We start from the raw sequence: 16258 nt of genomic DNA on the forward strand, positions 1-16258 counted from the left end.
CGCTCCAACGCCACCGCACACTCCCCCACCCGCGCCGCAAACACCTCCGAACACTCCAACAACTCACGCCCCATACCAACCCACGGCGAACCCTGCCCCGGAAACACCAACACAACCTTGCCGTCCCCACCCGACCTCACCCCACCACCAACAACCACCCCACGAACATCCTCACCACAAGCCAGCGCACCCAGCCCCGACAACGCCTCATCACGCGAACCCGCCACCACCACCGCACGCTCGGACAACACCGCACGCCGCGACACCAACCCCGCCGCAACCTCCGGCAGCACCACATCCGATGCGGAACCGACGAAGGACGCGAGCCGCTGCGCCTGGCCGGTCAGCGAGGCGGCCGTAGCCGCCGACACCACCAGCGGCACCACACCATCAACGGCATCCACCACCGGCTCAGACGCAGGCTCCGGGGAATGCTCCAGAATCAGGTGCGCATTCGTCCCGCTGAGGCCGAAGGACGAGACACCAGCGCGGCGCGGCCGGCCGGTCTCCGGCCAGATGCGAGCCTCGGACAGCACCTCGACGGCACCCACCGACCAGTCCACCTGTGACGACGGGGTATCGGCATGCAGCGTCGCCGGCATCACGCCGTGCCGCAACGCCTCCACCATCTTGATCACACCAGCCACACCGGCGGCGGCCTGGGCATGCCCGAGGTTCGACTTCAGCGAGCCCAGCCACAAGGGACGCTCGGGCTCCCGGTCCTGGCCGTACGTCGCCAGCAGCGCCTGCGCCTCGATGGGATCACCGAGCACCGTACCCGTGCCATGCCCCTCCACCACATCCACATCAGCCGCCGACAACCCCGCACTGGCCAGCGCCCTACGAATCACCCTCTGCTGCGCAAGACCGCTCGGCGCCGTCAGACCATTCGACGCGCCGTCCTGACTGACCGCACTGCCACGGATCACCGCAAGGACCCGGTGCCCGTTGCGCCGCGCCTCCGACAGCCGCTCCAGGACCACGACACCCGCGCCCTCGGCCCAGCCCGTACCATCCGCGGCATCCGCGTACGACTTGCACCGGCCGTCCGAGGACAGTGCGCGTTGGCGTGAGAACTCCACGAACGTGGAGGGGGTCGCCATCACCGTCGCGCCACCCGCCAGCGCCATGGAGCACTCGCCCTGACGCAGCGCCTGGGCCGCCAGGTGCATGGCCACGAGGGAGGATGAGCAGGCCGTGTCCACCGTGATCGCGGGGCCCTCGAAACCGAACACGTACGACACACGCCCGGATGCCACGCTCGACGCCGTGCCCGTCTCGCCGAAGCCCTCGAGTTCCGCCGGAGCCGCGCCCGATTGCCCGTACCCCTGTGCCATGAGACCTGAAAAGACCCCGACGTCATGACCTTTCAACGTCCCTGGGTCGATCCCGGCCCGCTCCAGCGCCTCCCACGAGGTCTCCAGCAACAGCCGCTGCTGCGGATCCATGGCGAGCGCCTCACGCGGCGAGATCCCGAAGAAACCGGCGTCGAACAGGCCCGCCTCGCGCAGGAACCCACCCTGATCGGCATACGACGTGCCGGTCTTCTCCGGGTCAGCATCGAACAGACTGTCCAGATCCCAGCCTCGGTCCTCCGGGAAGCCGGACACAACGTCCCGGCCCTCGCTGACCAGCCGCCACAGGTCCTGGGGGCTCGCCACACCGCCCGGAAGGCGGCACGCCATACCCACGATCGCAATCGGCTCCGCGGGGTCGGCGGCCCCTGTCGCCTCCCTGGCCGCCTCGTGCAGACCCAGGACCCTGGCCCGAAGGTGTCCGGCAAGGGCTTCGGGAGTCGGGTGGTCGAAGGTCACCGTGGCGGGCAGGCGCAGCCCGGTCCGTTTGGTCAGCCGGTTGCGCAGTTCGACGACGGCGAGGGAGCTGAGGCCGAGGTCGCGGAATGACCGGCCCGCCGGGGTGGGTTCGGCGCTCGTGTGGGTGTGGACGGAGGCGGCCTCCTGGCGGATCATCTCGCCGAGCAGGGCGAGCTGGTCCCGCTCGATCAGGTCCGCAAGGCGCGCGCGTAGGGCGGCGGTGATCGTCTCGTCGGCCTGTGTTGTGGCGCGGGGCTCCTGTTCGGTCAGGGTGTCGAGGAGCGTCCGCACTCGGTCGCCCGGGTTGACGGTGGTCGGCCAAAGTGCCACGAGGGCCGGGGTTCCGGTCTCGATGAGTGCGTCGAAGGCGCCGGGGCCCTCGTCCGGCCGGCCGAGGGCCAGCAGCGAGCCGGGCAGCCCGCGCAGTCGGCGGTCGCGGACCACGGCCTCGGTGAGGGCGGCGGTGACCACCGTCGGGGCAAGGCCGTCGGGCTGCGCGCCCAACAGTGCGGCAGCGTCGGTCACCACCACGAACGCGGCGAGATCGTCGTCGGCGGTGAGGTCGTCCAGTGCTCGGGCGAGTTCGGGGTCGTCAGCGGTGTGCACGACCGCGGTCACCGGACCGGTCCTGGTCAGGGCCGCACGGAGCGCCAGCGGATTCGAGCCGTCGGCCACGACACGGACGATCTCCACGCCGTCCGCCGGTAGCTCGGCCCGGCCCCGGTCGTCGACGGTATCGGTTGCCTGGACGAGCACGAGGTGGCGCGTTCCGTGCACGGTGACCAGGTGGCGGGCGAGGGCCGCGCCTGTCTTCGTGTCGGCACCTGTGACGATCACGGGGCCGTCGAGTGCCGGCGTGGCAAGATCCGGCCCGTCCACGACGGGGAGGCGGACCAGCCTGGGCCGCAGCAGGTTCCCGTCCCGTACGGCGAGCTGGGGCAGGCCCGAGGCGACGGCGGCGATCAGCGCTTCGGCGTACTCGGACTCCGGGGTACTGGCTTCGACGTCGACGATTGTCAGCGGTGCGCCGTGACCCCCGTCGGCCTGTGCGGCCCGTGCGGCAGCCCACAGCGCGACTTCGGCGCGCTCTGGCGTCCCGTCCCGGTCGGTGACGCCCATCACGCCCCGGGTGAGGACGACGAGCCGGGACCCCGTCTCCTCGGCCCATCCAGCGCGGGCCGACGTCAACGTGTCCGCGTCCGCCTCGGCGAGGACGGTCACGTAGGTGGCCGCGTCAGGGGTGGTGCGTGACGTTGGAAGGTCGGCGTATTGCCGTACGTCGGCGACGCCGGCCTTCCGAAGAGCGGCGGCCAGGCCATCGGTGACGGCGTCCCGGCCCACCACCGCCCAACGGAGCTCTTCCGGCACGTCGGAGGAGACTGCCGCCCCGCTCCAGTCCCTCAGCATCAGTCCCTCGTAGTGACCGTCGGCGGCGTATCGCAGCCGGGCCGGCAGGTCAGCGAGGAGGCGACGGATGACCTTCCCCGAGGCGGTCCTGGGGATGGTCCGGGCCTCATGTATGCGTTCGGGGAGCTTGTACGGGGAGAGCTGGGTGCGGCAACGGTCGAGCAGCCGGGTGAGGTCGACACCGTCCGGACCAGGAACCACCCAGGCGACGGGGACCTCGCCGAGGGTGTCGTGGGGCATGCCCGCGACCGCGGCGTCGGCCACGCCCTCGGCCCCGCGCAGGGCGGCCTCGATCTCGTCGGGGTGGATGTTCTCGCCGCCGCGGATGATGACGTCCTTGAGACGGCCGCAGATGGTGAAGTAGCCGGCTTCGTCGCGCCGGGCCAGATCGCCGGTGTGGAACCAGCCGTCCTGCAAGACCTCGGCGGTGGCCTGCGGGTTGTTGTGGTAACCGACCATGACGTTCGGCCCGCTGACCCAGACCTCGCCCTCCTGCCCGGCGGGCACCTCCTGTCCGGTGCGGGGGTCGACGATCCGGACTCCGACACCGGGCACGGGCAGGCCGCAGGAGCCCTCGACCACGTGGCCGTCGGGCGGGTTGATGGTGATGGCGCCGCAGGTCTCGGTGCTGCCGTAGGCGTCGACGAGGGGGACGCCGAAGGCCGCCTCGAAGGAACGGCGCAGTCCGGGGCCGGTGACGGCACCGCCCACGAGGCCGATCCTCAGGTCGGGCAGAGACAGGCCGGTGCGGTGGGCGATGCCGACCAGGTGGTGGTAGGTAGTGGGGACGCCGGCCAGCAAGGTGGAACGGTTCTCGCGGAGAGCGGTCAGGATGTCGTCGGCCGAACTGCCGTCCATGATCCGGGCGGTGGCTCCGGAGACGGTGACCGACAGGACGCAGGCGATGTGCGACAGGCTGTGGAAGAGCGGCAGTGGCCACAGGACGCGGTCATGCTCGGTGAGTCCGGGCACGGGAATGTAGCAGGAGGCAACGGAGTAGAGACAGTTGCGCTGGGTGGACAGGACGCCCTTGGGGCGGCCGGTGGTGCCCGAGGTGTAGAACATCCAGGCCACCTCGTCCAGGCCGAGGTCATCCGGAGCTTCGGTGACGGGCTCGGTGGCGACGATTTCCTCGTACGCCACGGCGCCCGGGGGCAAGGTGTGCCCGGCATCGGGGCCGAGGGCGTCGGCCACAACGACGGACACCTCGCGTGCCGCTCGGGGAATCGACTGAAGAAATGTTTCGGCATTCGCGGTGCCGGTGAGGGCGAGCGTCGCCGCGCTGTCGGCCAGGAGGTATTTCATTTCCGCCGGGGCGGCCTGCGGGTTGATCGGTACGCCGATGCCGCCGGCCCGTACCACGGCGAGATAGCTCTCCACCATCGCGACCGAGTTGCCGAGACACAGAGCCACCCGGTCGCCGCGCCGGACACCGAGGCCGACCAGGTGACCGGCCAGTCTCCGCGTCCGTGCGTCGAGTTCTCGGTAGGTGACCGCGTGCCGGTCGTCCTCGAAAGCGATCTTGTCCGGGAACCGGCCCGCGTTCTCCCTCAGGATGACCGACAGCGGGGTGATCAAGTCGGGAAGCACCTTGGCTCGATTCTCCTTCCGGCTTTCTCCATGCGGGGGCGAGTCGACTCGGAGCCCCTTCACAAAGAACACGGATTCCTTTGCCGGCAAGGGAATCTCGTCGTTCGGCGGGCGCGCAGGCATCAGGCTGCTTCGCGAAATCAAGCTCTGCCCTGAACAACACTAAACAGGACGACCTGCGCCTGACATCCCTTGGTCTGGTAGCTCCCGCCTGAAGGCATGAGACCCGTGACAGTGTCATGTAGATCTCGAAAGCATTCGCGGCCCGCGGCTGTCACAGCCGGTTCTGCCCGGTGAGCCGCTTGTGGAGGACGCGGCCGCCGTCCTTTGGGAGCTGCTCGCCGAGCGGGGTCCGGCGAGCTTCGACTTGGTGTTCGCCGACGGTGTCACCCTCGCCGCCGTAAAAGGGGCCTGACCGACACGTGCCTCGGGGCTGTGACAACCGATGTCGTCACAGCCCCGAGGCACATTGGTCACACGCCGGAGGTCTCCAGGCGCATCGTGGTCGGCGCCGGTCTCGGATCGGCCACGAGATGGAGCCGCTCGACGTCCCGGCCTGCGCCGTCCAGGGCCTCGACGCAGGAGCGGGGTGACTCCTCGAAGCCTGCGAAGCGGTAGGCGACCTCCAAGCGCGTGCTGGGCGAGCATCAGTTCACACATCTCATTGCTGCCTTCGATGATCTCCATGAGTTTGGCGTCCCGGTAGGCGCGGGCCACCACATGACCGTCCCTTGCGCCCGCCGAGGCCATGACCTGGACGGCGATGGCGGCTCCGCGGGCGGCCTGCACCGCGCTGACGTGTTTGGCGAGCACGGTGGCGCTTGGACAGTCCGTCGCCGCCGAGCAGGTGGTCGGCGGGGATCCGTACTCCTTGCAGGGTCACTTCGGCGTGGCCCGCGGCGCGGCAGCCCATCGGGTCCGCGACCCTTCGCACCCGGACACCGGGCGTGTCGGCGGGGATCACGACGGCGGCGGCCCCCTCGCCGTAGCGTCCGAAGACGACGAGCAGGTCGGCGTAGTGGGCGGCGGTTACCCAGACCTTGTGACCGTCGACGACCAGGGTGTCGCCCTCGCCGCGGATGGTGGTGCGGATGGCCGACAGGTCGCTGTCGCGCCGAGTTCACGCAGCGGCGGCTCGGGGATCAGGCCGTCCAGGTTTCAGCCCCCGGCCCGGTCGCCGACCAGGGCGGCGACGGAGGCGGCCGCGTCGGCGAACTCATCACTCACCGGCGGCGAGTTTCGCGTCGTTCACGTCGATGAGGGTGACAGGGACGCCGTGGCCGACCGCCAACGTCGCGATGCTCGGGCCCATGACACCGGCGCCGAGGACGACGAGGTGGTGGTGTGGTTGCCGCATATCGGCCGCCTACTCGCTTTGGGGTCAGGATGGTGCCGGGCAGGACAGAGTCCAGCCAGTCGGCCGGACCGTCCGGACTCCGCGGCGAGGGTGAGCCCGTGAACCACAAGCGCGCCGGACGGGCTCATGGGTCATGAAGCGACTCCTGGCCAATCAGTGTGACCGTCCTGGAAGCGGGTGATCTGCGGTAGCAGCCGCGCCCGCATGGCGTGATCGGTTACCCCGAGGCCGCGTTCGGGAGCGAGAGCGAGCACACCCACCTTCCCGCTGTGCTGGTTACGGTGCACGGCGTCGACCGCCCGACCGGTTTCGTGCAGCCTGTAGGTCCTGGACAACGTGGGGTGAACCATTCCCTTGATGATGAGGCGGTTGGCCTCCCACGCCTCCCGATAGTTGGCGAAGTGGGTGCCGATCACCCGTTTGAGGTTCATCCACAGGTAACGGTTGTCGAATGCGTGGTCGTACCCGGACGTGGAAGCGCAGGTCACAATGGTGCCGCCACGCCGGGCCACGTAAACGCTGGCGCCGAAGGTCTCCCGGCCCGGGTGCTCGAAGACGATGTCGGGGTCCTCGCCGCCGGTCAGCTCGCGGATCTGCGACCCGAAGCGGCGCCACTCCCTGGGGTCGGGCGTGGACTCGTCTCGCCAGAAGCGGTACCCCTCGGCCGACCGGTTGATGACGATCTCGGCCCCCATCGAGCGGACCAGGTCGGCCTTGGCCTCACTGGAGACGACGCAGACGGGGATACCTCCGCCGTTGAGCACGATCTGAGTGGCGTACGACCCGAGCCCGCCGGCCGCGCCCCAGATCAGCACGACGTCGCCCTGCTTCATGGCAGCACCGTTGCGAGAGACCAACTGACGGTATGCGGTGGAGTTCACCAGCTGTGAGCACGCCGCTTCCTCCCATGTGAGATGGGCCGGCTTGGGCATCAGCTGATTGGCCTTGACAAGGGCGATCTCCGCCAGCCCGCCGTAGTTCGTCTCGAAGCCCCAGATCCGCTGCTCGGGGTCGAGCATGCTGTCGCCATGACCGTCCGCGTCGTTCAGCTCGACGGAGAGACAGTGCGCGACCACCTCGGAGCCCGGCTTGAACTTGTGAACCCCGGCACCGACACGCAAGACGACGCCGGACAGGTCCGAGCCGACGACGTGGAACGGCTGGTCGTGGCGGGCCGCCTCCGGTGCGGTGCGGGCGTACCGGGACAGGAAGCGGAAGGTCGGGACGGGCTCGAAGAGCGCGCTCCACACCGTGTTGTAGTTGATGCTGCTGGCCATGACCGCCACCAGCACCTCGCCGGGCCCCGGTTCCGGTGTGGGCACGTCGAAGAGATGCAGCGAGTCGCTCGGGCTGCGGCAGGTGTCCTCGGCCCCGGCATACTTCTCCGCCTCCTCGGCCAGCAACACGACGCCCCGGTAGTGCTCGGGTAGCGGCAGGGCCGCGTAGTCCTCACTGGTGGCCCTACCGGACATGATGGCATCGAGGATTTCTTTCACTGCGTTCCTTCCAGGGCGGGCCGGCGAAAAGGGACAACACGGCTTCCCTCGCTGGACGCTACGTGCGGACCCGCCGCCACAGCATCCCTCATGTTGGTAGAGCGGCTACCCGGCCTTCCGGGCCATGGGCCGGACGAGGAAGTCCTTCCCCGGACCCGCCGAGCCGGTCGTCGCCCCCTCCACCAGGATCCGGTTCCAGGAGCGCGCCAGTTCTACCCGGGAGGTCACGTCGAGCTTGCGAAAGATCTTCTTGAGGTGGAACGCCACCGTGTGCGGAGAGATATAGAGCTGGCTGCCCACTCTGCTGTTGGTGAGGCCCTCGCTGACGAGCTCGGCCACCGCGAACTCGGTGTCGGTGAGCTGACTGATCCGAGTCCGGCTACGGGCCGGTCGGCCGCCGTGGTCGTCGAGTTCACGCAGCCGGCTTTGCACCCGCGCCAGATCCCTGGAGGCCCCCGAGCCCAGATAGGCGCCGGCCGCGCGTCTGAGCAGGTCCACCGCCTGGCCGCGTTCGGCGACACGCTCCGAACGCACCCGGCTCGCGTCCTCCAGAGCGGACGCGCGGGCCCACGGATCCAAGTGCCGCTCGGACACAGCCTCCAGGGCATCCGCATCGCGTGCGTACAGCCCGGAGGCATGCTCGGCCGACGCTCGGACGCTGCGGAAACTGCGGTTCATCACGGCGAGCCGGTGCATGACGCCGACGACGCGCCCGGCGAGATCGTCATCGCCGAGTCGCTGTCCGGCCCTGACCAGCCAGGGGGCCGCGGCCGGCTGAGACACCAACAACTCACGGATGAGCACGTCATGACGGAGAACGCCCTTGAGGAGATGAGCCACGCTCTCCACGCCGTCACGAGCCTCCAGAGCCTGGGCAGCCGCCCAGACACACTGCCCCGGGATGGGGTTCTCCTGCCCGAGCAGCGCCGCGTCCCGCAGGTGGTTGGCATACAGCAATCCGGTCGTCAGGTCCAAGGCGCGGATGGAGCACACGGCCATGACCACGTGCCCCCGCGGCAAGAGCCCACGGTTCCCAGTCTGAGCCGCCAGCCGCAGTCCCGCGTCAGCAGCCGCCACCGCCCTGGTGAGCTGGCCCCCGGCCAGGGAGATCTCCGCCTCGCAGATCAGCAGTGCGGCCTGCACCTCCGGCCGGTGCGGTCCCTGGACATAGGACTGCTCGCCGGCGAGCAACCGTGCGGCGGACCGGAGGCCGCGGACGCGTGTCAGCAGCGTCGCATACCAGATGCTCGCCTCAAACGACGGGTCACGGCCGGGAAACTCACACGAATCCCATTTCGAAACGGCGGCCGCCAGCCCCATGCTCCTGCCAAGCCGTCCTTCGAGCCAGAAAGACGCTGATTGGGCTATAAAGCGACCTCGCTCGGAGGACGATGGGTAGACCATTTCTTTCTCAATTCAGAAGCACTGAGCACTTACGATGCGACGCGCACCTTGCTGTGGGAGGACCACCGGATGGTGTGCCGCAGGGGTATTGATCCGAGACGCTTTGAGTTCAGGATCGACTGCCCGTGAGCCGCGCCCTGGCGTCGAGGACGGGCTCACCGCCGAGATCAGCGCGGGCGTGGTGTGGCGGCTGCTGACCGGACGGCCGGGGTGTGGAACCGCTGTGGTCGGCGATCAAAACACGCGAGCCGGCCAACCTCACCGGCAACCACCTCACCGGCAACCACCTCGCCGACGTCGCCGACACCGCCGAACGCGCCATCCGCCGAGTCTCCTCCGATGGGCAACTCCCGTGGCCCTTCCTCACGCACACGGGATTGATGATCCACACTCAACCACCAACAGAACTAACAAAAAACCTAGTAAGACATTCGTTAAGACGTGTTATGGACAGACCCGAACCGGGGCGGGCCGCGCCCGGGTCGGTGACCTGAATGTCTCACCCGCCCCCGGGATGACCTGCTGGTTTGGATCTGTCAAAGCTCAGCAGGCCGCAAGCCGTTCTCACGCGGCCACCCGCCACGCGAGGTACCACAAGCTCCGCCGAGCGGGCCCCGCTCACACGCTCAGGCCGTACGGCATCATGCAGACGACGACATCGGTGCGCGCCCTGAGGACCGTGGCCAGCAGCAGGCCGCGCTGGTTCTGGAGCATCTTGTAGCGCCGGTGCCGGGGCTCGACCTCGGGGATGAGAACGGCGATCTCCCGGCCGCCCCCGGCCTCGCGCCGCACATACGCGACCATCGGCTGCACCAGGGACCGGTGCGGGCTGTCGATGATCTCCAGGCGCACCCCGGGATTCCAGCGCTCCCAGGAGTCCTGGAGCGCCCGCGCCTTCGCGGGCTCGGCCTGGACGCTGACCGCCACGACCTCGTCGCCCAGGGCGAGCGCCGCCGTCAGCGCGCGCTGCGCGAGCCTGCTGACCTCGCCGAGCGGGACGATGACCAGGCTCATGGTGCGCACCGGTGGCGGCGGGATCCGCCCGGGCCCGAGTTCCTCGCCGGCTGCCGTGTAATAGCGCTGGACGCGGGTGAACAGCAGCATCAGCAGCGGCACCGCGACGACCACCGCCCAGGCCCCTTCGAGGAACTTGGTGGTCAGCAGGACCAGACCGGCCCCGGTGGTCAGCACGGCCCCCAGACCGTTGATCATCGCCCGGTGCGGCCACCCTTCCGGCTGCTCGGTTGCCCAGTGCCGTACCAGCCCGATCTGACTGATGGTGAAGCCGGTGAACACCCCGATGGCGAACAGCGGGATCAGCCGATGGGTCTCGCCCCCCACCGCGATGAGCAGCAGGGCCGACAGCAGCGCCAGCGCCACCACGCCGTACCGGTACACCGGGCGCTCCGCGCGCAGCCCGAACAGGTGGGGCAGCCGGTCGTCCCGCGCCAGCAGGCTCAGCAGGACCGGGAGGCCGCCGAAGCTGGTGTTCGCGGCGAGCGCGAGAGCAAGGGTGACGATGAGGTTGGTCGCGTAGTACTGCCATCCGGCTCCGTACGACCCGGCGGCGAGCTGGGCGAGGACCGTCACACCGCCGCGCGGCGCGACATGGTCACGGCGGATCAGATACGCCATCCCGAGCAGCATCACTCCGAGGAGCAGGCCGAGCATCAGCTCGGTGTGCTGGGCCCGCTTGATGCGCGGCTCGCGGAACATCGGCACGCCGTTGGCGATGGCCTCCACCCCGGTCAGGGCGGAGCAGCCCGAGGAGAACGCTTTGAGGATCAGCAGGACGCCCAGCGCCTCGGTGGCCCGGACGGGATGGGCGGCGCCGACGACGGCCGCGGGATGCGAGCGCAGGATCCCCATGACGACGACGCCGAGCATGCTGACGATGAACAGCACGGTCGGCAGCATCAGCACCCGGGCGCTCTCGGCCACTCCCCAGAGGTTCACGGCCGTGAGCAGGGCGAGCAGCACCAGGCAGACGGCGAGCAGATGCGAGGAGAGGATCGGGAAGGCGGATGCGAGGCTGGCGGCGCCGGCGGCCAGGCTGACGGCGACGGTGAGGACGTAGTCGATGGTCAGGCTCGCCGCGGCGAGCAGGCTCACCCGTTGCCCGAGGCTCTTCTTCGCCACCGCGTAGGCGCCGCCGCCGTCCGGATGGACGGCGATCACCTGGCGGTAGGAGATCACCAGCACGGTGAGCAGGACGGTGATGACGACAGTGATGGGCAGCGTGGCGGTAAGGGCCCCGGTGCCGGCGGCGACCAGGACGACCACGATGGCCTCAGGGCCGTACGCGACCGAGCTCAGCGCGTCCAGGGACAGCGCGGCCAGCCCCTCAAGGCTGGTGAGACGGTGCTTGTCGCCCTCCCCGTGGCGCAAAGGTACCCGTGGCCGCAATGCGCGGTGTGCCAGTCCGAACGCCATGGGGAACCTCGGGGCGGGGTTGTCGGGGACCGTCCCGCGACAGTGTGCCCCGCCGTGGCGCCCGGCCACCTGAGGCATGCCCGAACAGCCGCCACGTGTCCGCCGCCTCCGTGACTCCCTGACCTGACCGAGTGCTCCTCACGGCGCTCCCCGAGTGTCGCCGGGGCGGTGGGAGCCGCGCCCATAGCATGACCTGGCGCGGTCACCGACCTGTCGGCAGCAGGCCGGGCCGTGCGATTGGTTCCTGGGGCCCATGCGGTCGCGCATCCGCCGAGCGAGGGTGGCACTGACGAGGCGCGCCGGGTTACGCCCGGCGCCGGACGACTGGAGGTTGGTGACCATGACGGTGATGTCCGTGCCCAGGTTCGAGCGGTTCTTCCGGGTGGCGGCGGGACTTGATGTCGACAAGAACGACCTCAAGCGCTACAGCGACTTCGTGGACGCCAAAGTCTACGATCTGCTGCTCATCGCCGAGGCGGTCGCGAAGGCCAACAACCGGGACGTGATCGTGCCGTGGGATCTGCCGATCACCAAGGGGCTACAGGAGAGCATCCACCGCTTCCGGGACCTCGACCACGAGATCGAGTTGAAGCCCATCCTCGATCAGCTCGTCAGGCACCCGCCGCTGGACCGCGCACCCGACGACGCGACAGAGGCGAGGTTGCCGGAAATCGTCGGCGGGCTCAGCCTGGCGCTCGCCAAGGCGTTCAAGATCATCTATCCGGACCTGAAGAATCCGCAGACCAAGCACTGGGAGACGGTCTGGCCGCTCTTCAATCTCCTGTTGTGACGCCGGGGTTGTGAACGCCGGGAGCGATGCGGTGGCCGCCGGACCGGCGGATTACGCGCCCAGTCCCTGGGACGCTCCGCCGTTCCCTGGCCTCGCTGCTGTCGGCGAACCGGCATGTTCATCGTCCGTCACCTCCGGTGTCGGTCAGTGGGCAGGGGATGTGCCGTGACCACCGCCCGGCTCGGTGAACGGGCCGGACGGAGCCTCTGCGTCATCGAGGTGGCGCGCGACGTCGACGGTGGTGTGGCCGAGGTGCTCGTGGACCTGGTGGATGGCCATCGCCCCTTCGCCGGCGGCGGAGGCCACCCGCTTGACGGAGCCGCTGCGCACGTCGCCCGCGGCGAAGACGCCGGGCAGGCTGGTCTCCAGCCCCAGACAGGTACGGCCCTGGCCCTCCCAGACCGTGCCACTCGCGCGGGCCCGCGCCGAGGCGCCGGTGAGCACGAAGCCCCGGTCGTCCAAGGCGACCACGTCGCCGAGCCACGCCGAACGGGGCCGGGTCCCGATGAAGACGAACATCGCGCGCACGACCAGATTGCGGCGCTCCCCCGTACGGTTGTTCTCCACCACGATGGCCCGCAGGACCTCGTCGCCCTCCACCACCCCGCGCACCTCGCTGTTCCGCAGCACATTCACCCGTGGATGGCGTTCGATCTGGTCGACGAGGTAACGGGACATCTTGGCGCCGAGGTCCGGGCCCCGGACCAGCAGATGCACGCGCGGGACGCGCTGTGCGAGGAAGAGGACGGCCTGGCCCGCGGAGTTGCCGCCGCCGACCACCGCGACCGGATCCGCGCTGCACTGCTGCGCCTCGTACACGGTCGCCGCATAGTGGACGCTCGTCCCCTCCACCCGTTCGATGCCGGGCACTTCGAGCCTGCGGTACCAGGCGCCCGTAGCCAGCACGACGGTGTGGCTCACCACATCGCCGCCGTCGGCGAAGGTGACACGGTAGTAGCCGTCGTCCTCGGGCTTGAGCAAAGCCGCTTCCGCGGGAACCCACACCTGGGCCCCGAACTTGCGCGCTTGGAGTTCGCCTCGTTCGGCGAGGTCGGAACCGGAGATCCCGCTCGGAAAGCCGAAGTAGTTCTCGATGAGGGACGACGTGCTCGCCTGGCCGCCCGTGGCGATCGCGTCCAGGAGGGCTGTGGTCAGTCCCTCGGACGCGCCATAGACGGCGGCCGCCAGCCCGGCGGGTCCGGAGCCGACGATGATCAGATCGCTGCGGGTCTCCTCGGCGGACGGAGGGGAGAGACCGATGAGCCGCGCCAGTTCGGCATTGCTGGGGTTGCGCAGCACCCGCTGATCGCGCCAGATGACGATCGGTGTCTCTTCCGGGGGGATGGAGAAGCGGCGCAGCAGTGCCTCGGCCTCCTCGTCCGCCTCCAGATCGATCCAGCGGTGCGGCAGCCGGTTGCGAGCCGCGAACTCGCGCAGCCGCCGGGTGTCGGACGAGTAGCGCGAGCCGAGGATGCGGAAGCCGGCGCCGACCCCGACGAGCAGCGCCCGGCGGCCCAGGTAAGCGCGGAGGATGAGGTCGCCGAGGATCGGATCGCGGGCGACCAGCACCCGCAGCCGGTCGATCGGAAGGGACAGCACCTCCCCGGGCTCACGGACCCGGGCGGTGTAGAAGGCCACCTGCCCCTGGAGCAGCCCCAGCTCGCCGAGGAAGCGCCCCGGCCCATGCACCCTCAGGACCCGCTCGTCGGGGGTGCCATGGGCCTCTACGATCTCGATGGAGCCGCTGAGGATGACCAGGAACTCCGCACACCCCTCCCCCTCCCGGACCAGCACCTGGCCCGGCTCGACCCGGAAGCGCTCCCCGTGTTCGGCGAGGAACGCGATCTGGGCTTGCGACAGCCGGGGATAGGCGCCGTACAGATCCGGGGTCTCGAACGGCACCGCCTCGTCGGGAGCGGCGTCGGGGGGCCGGTCCTCGCCCGCCATCAGACCATGGCCTCGCGGGCGTAGCACCACCGCCAGGTCTCGCCCGGCTCCATGAGTTCCACGGGCTCCACGATGGGATGCTGCTCGACGTGGGCGTGGGCACGGGCGTGCTTGAGCGGCGAGGAGTCGCGGCATCCCACGTGTCCGCAGGTCAGGCAGAGCCGCAGATGGCCCCAGGGGGACCCCAGACGCAGGCACTCCTCACACCCCTCGGGGGTGTGCGGGGTGACCGGACGCACCATCGACAGATGCGGATCGGGCTCGGTGGCCATGGCGTTCACCCTCTCTCGCTGTCCCGCCGTCCCGCCGCCACCTGCTCGACCCACGAGCGCAGGGTGCCCGCCGGGGCGGCACCCGCGCGGCGGGCGACCGGCTTCCCCTTGTCCAGGATGAGCAGGGTCGGCACGGCCTGCACCTCGAACCGCTGGGCGAGGCGCGGATTGCGGTCGATGTCGGCCTTGACGAGTTTGACCCTGCCCGCCAGCGTGGAAGACCTCGAGACGCTCGCGCAGGCCGCGCAGGATGGAGACGGTGTCCTCCACGCGGGCAAAGACGGCCCCGCGCGGCCAGGATGCGCCCCGCCCCCGTGGGCCTCGGGGCACCGGGACAGCGGCCCCCGGTCCCCGGCCGCCGGATCAGCCGGAACCGTCCGGGTGCAGGATGACCTTGGTCCAGCCCTCGTCCCGGCGGTCGAAGTGGTCATAGGCGTCGGGGGCCTGGTCCAGCGGAAGCTCATGGGAGACCACCCAGCTGGGCTTGGCCTTGCCCCCGGCGATCAGGTCGCGCAGCCGGCGGTTGTACCTCTTCACCGGCGCCTGACCGGTGCCGATCTGCTGGCCCTTGAACCACAGCTTGCCCCAGTCGATGGGCACCTTGCCCTTGGCCTCGAAGTCGCCGATCTGGGGCTGGGCTTCCCTGCCGCCCGGGTCCTCGCGGACGAACACGCCCACCACGCCGATGCACCCGGTGAAGCGGACGCTCTCGATCAGGCTGTTCATCGTGCGGGAGGCGTCCTCGTGGCCCGACGGGTCATGGGCCTGGTAGCCGACGCACTCGCAGCCGTTGTCGGCGCCGAGCCCCAAAGTGGCTTCCTTGATGACCTCGCCCGGGTCCTGCTCGCGCATGTCGATCGGCATGGCGCCGATCTCCTCGGCCTTGCGCAACCGATCGGTGTGGAAGTCGCACACCCACACCCGTCCAGCACCCTTGATCACCGCCGAGTAGGCCGCCATCAGCCCCACGGGACCCGCACCGTAGATGACGGTCTGGTCCCCGGGCTTGACGTCCGCCATCTCGGTGGCGTGGTAGCCGGTGGGGAAGATGTCGGCCAGCATCACGTAGTCCGCCTGGCGCTCTTCGGCGTCCTCGCCCAGCCGCAGCGCGTTGAAGTCCGCGTACGGCACGCGCAGGAACTCGGCCTGGCCGCCCTGGTACGGCCCCATGTCCGCGAAGCCGTAAGCGGCTCCGGCGGCCGAGGGCTGCGGCTGCATGGTCAGGCAGTAGTTGGTCAAGCCGCGCTCGCACTGTTTGCAGAAGCCGCAGGCGATGTTGAACGGCAGCACCACATACATGCCGACCTTGAGCTTTCTGACCGCCGAGCCGACCTCGATGACCTGCCCCAGGTTCTCGTGCCCGAAGATGCGGCCCTTCTCGAACGACGTACGCCCTTCGTACATGTGCAGATCGGAGCCACAGATATTGGTGGTGGTGATTTTGACGATCGCGTCGCAGGGGTGCTCGATCCTCGGGTCGGGCTTCTCCTCGACCGTGACGTTCCGCGGCCCTTCGTATACAGCTGCTTTCATGATCACTCCTCGTCTCACCACCACACGTATGCGCCCACTGCCGTCACCCGGCCCGAGGCCGCGAGTGATGGTGGATGGATGGTGGCGAGGCCGTCATGTCCTGCGGCCCCGCTGCGATGGCGGCAGGTGCCGTGGGAGACGGGTCGCCCTGTCCTCCACGGTCTCACCCGGGCACTTCGAACGCGACCACAGCCGGCAGGGCTGGTGGGGCGGCG

Annotated in this window: 11 protein-coding genes and 1 pseudogene; 1 reads left to right on the top strand and 11 read right to left on the bottom strand. The window is 69.6% G+C overall.

Annotated features, from left to right (window positions below):
- The 7 genes and pseudogenes from AB0E24_RS35750 to AB0E24_RS35780 form a co-directional block, all read right to left on the bottom strand.
- Positions 1-4811 (bottom strand): AMP-binding protein (locus AB0E24_RS35750; RefSeq protein ID WP_359383470.1); only part of this gene is annotated, 4811 nt, incomplete at its 3' end.
- 473 nt (positions 4812-5284) lie between these two features.
- Positions 5285-5440, bottom strand: coding sequence for a hypothetical protein (locus AB0E24_RS35755; RefSeq protein ID WP_158525891.1), 156 nt, complete (start codon positions 5438-5440; stop codon positions 5285-5287).
- Positions 5439-5919: pseudogene (locus AB0E24_RS35760) on the bottom strand (acyl-CoA dehydrogenase family protein); the annotation flags it as partial. The gene AB0E24_RS35755 and the pseudogene AB0E24_RS35760, both read right to left, overlap by 2 nt.
- A gap of 111 nt (positions 5920-6030) precedes the next feature.
- The gene (locus tag AB0E24_RS35765; protein WP_347231417.1) at positions 6031-6168 is read right to left on the bottom strand and encodes a 3-hydroxyacyl-CoA dehydrogenase NAD-binding domain-containing protein; all 138 of its coding nucleotides are present in this window, start codon (positions 6166-6168) and stop codon (positions 6031-6033) included.
- A 131-nt stretch (positions 6169-6299) separates the two neighbouring features.
- On the bottom strand, positions 6300-7664 hold the full coding sequence (gene ccrA, locus AB0E24_RS35770; RefSeq protein ID WP_359383475.1) for a crotonyl-CoA carboxylase/reductase: 1365 nt from the start codon (positions 7662-7664) through the stop codon (positions 6300-6302).
- A 105-nt stretch (positions 7665-7769) separates the two neighbouring features.
- Positions 7770-8855 (bottom strand): helix-turn-helix transcriptional regulator, encoded by a 1086-nt coding sequence (locus tag AB0E24_RS35775; RefSeq protein ID WP_158525892.1) that lies wholly within the window; start codon positions 8853-8855, stop codon positions 7770-7772.
- 831 nt (positions 8856-9686) lie between these two features.
- Entirely contained in the window at positions 9687-11501 is a 1815-nt protein-coding gene (locus AB0E24_RS35780) for an APC family permease (RefSeq protein WP_359383479.1), read from the bottom strand.
- Between the two features lie 340 nt (positions 11502-11841).
- Between AB0E24_RS35780 and AB0E24_RS35785 the strand changes: the two genes are divergently transcribed.
- Positions 11842-12291 carry a DUF1931 family protein gene (locus tag AB0E24_RS35785; protein ID WP_069874098.1) on the top strand — a complete coding sequence of 150 codons (450 nt, stop codon included), beginning with the start codon at positions 11842-11844 and terminating at the stop codon, positions 12289-12291.
- 144 nt (positions 12292-12435) lie between these two features.
- Here the strand turns inward: AB0E24_RS35785 and AB0E24_RS35790 are convergent, their stop codons facing one another.
- From AB0E24_RS35790 to AB0E24_RS35805, 4 genes are read right to left on the bottom strand one after another with little or no spacing between them, the layout of a single operon-like run.
- A complete protein-coding gene (locus tag AB0E24_RS35790) occupies positions 12436-14238 on the bottom strand; it encodes an FAD-dependent oxidoreductase (RefSeq protein ID WP_359383483.1) in 1803 nt (600 codons plus the stop codon).
- Positions 14238-14510, bottom strand: a complete 273-nt coding sequence (locus AB0E24_RS35795) for a UBP-type zinc finger domain-containing protein (protein ID WP_359383485.1) — start codon at positions 14508-14510, stop codon at positions 14238-14240. Before AB0E24_RS35795 ends, AB0E24_RS35790 begins: the two co-directional genes overlap by 1 nt.
- A gap of 5 nt (positions 14511-14515) precedes the next feature.
- Positions 14516-14941 (bottom strand): thioredoxin family protein, encoded by a 426-nt coding sequence (locus AB0E24_RS46075; protein WP_432445203.1) that lies wholly within the window; start codon positions 14939-14941, stop codon positions 14516-14518.
- Positions 14874-16043 carry a glutathione-independent formaldehyde dehydrogenase gene (locus AB0E24_RS35805; RefSeq protein ID WP_359383488.1) on the bottom strand — a complete coding sequence of 390 codons (1170 nt, stop codon included), beginning with the start codon at positions 16041-16043 and terminating at the stop codon, positions 14874-14876. Before AB0E24_RS35805 ends, AB0E24_RS46075 begins: the two co-directional genes overlap by 68 nt.
- Between the last annotated feature and the right edge of the window lie 215 nt (positions 16044-16258).

This window comes from Streptomyces malaysiensis subsp. malaysiensis, from assembly GCF_040653035.1.
GTDB classification, from domain to species: Bacteria; Actinomycetota; Actinomycetes; order Streptomycetales; family Streptomycetaceae; genus Streptomyces; species Streptomyces malaysiensis.

Excerpts from the sequence above, each read along its gene's own strand:
- AB0E24_RS35765 (WP_347231417.1), bottom strand. The coding sequence starts at position 6,168 with ATGCGGCAACCACACCACCACCTCGTCGTCCTCGGCGCCGGTGTCATG.
- AB0E24_RS35780 (WP_359383479.1), bottom strand. The coding sequence starts at position 11,501 with ATGGCGTTCGGACTGGCACACCGCGCATTGCGGCCACGGGTACCTTTG.
- AB0E24_RS35785 (WP_069874098.1), top strand. The coding sequence starts at position 11,842 with ATGACGGTGATGTCCGTGCCCAGGTTCGAGCGGTTCTTCCGGGTGGCG.
- AB0E24_RS35790 (WP_359383483.1), bottom strand. The coding sequence starts at position 14,238 with ATGGCGGGCGAGGACCGGCCCCCCGACGCCGCTCCCGACGAGGCGGTG.
- AB0E24_RS35795 (WP_359383485.1), bottom strand. The coding sequence starts at position 14,510 with ATGGCCACCGAGCCCGATCCGCATCTGTCGATGGTGCGTCCGGTCACC.
- AB0E24_RS46075 (WP_432445203.1), bottom strand. The coding sequence starts at position 14,941 with ATGACCACTTCGACCGCCGGGACGAGGGCTGGACCAAGGTCATCCTGC.
- AB0E24_RS35805 (WP_359383488.1), bottom strand. The coding sequence starts at position 16,043 with ATGAAAGCAGCTGTATACGAAGGGCCGCGGAACGTCACGGTCGAGGAG.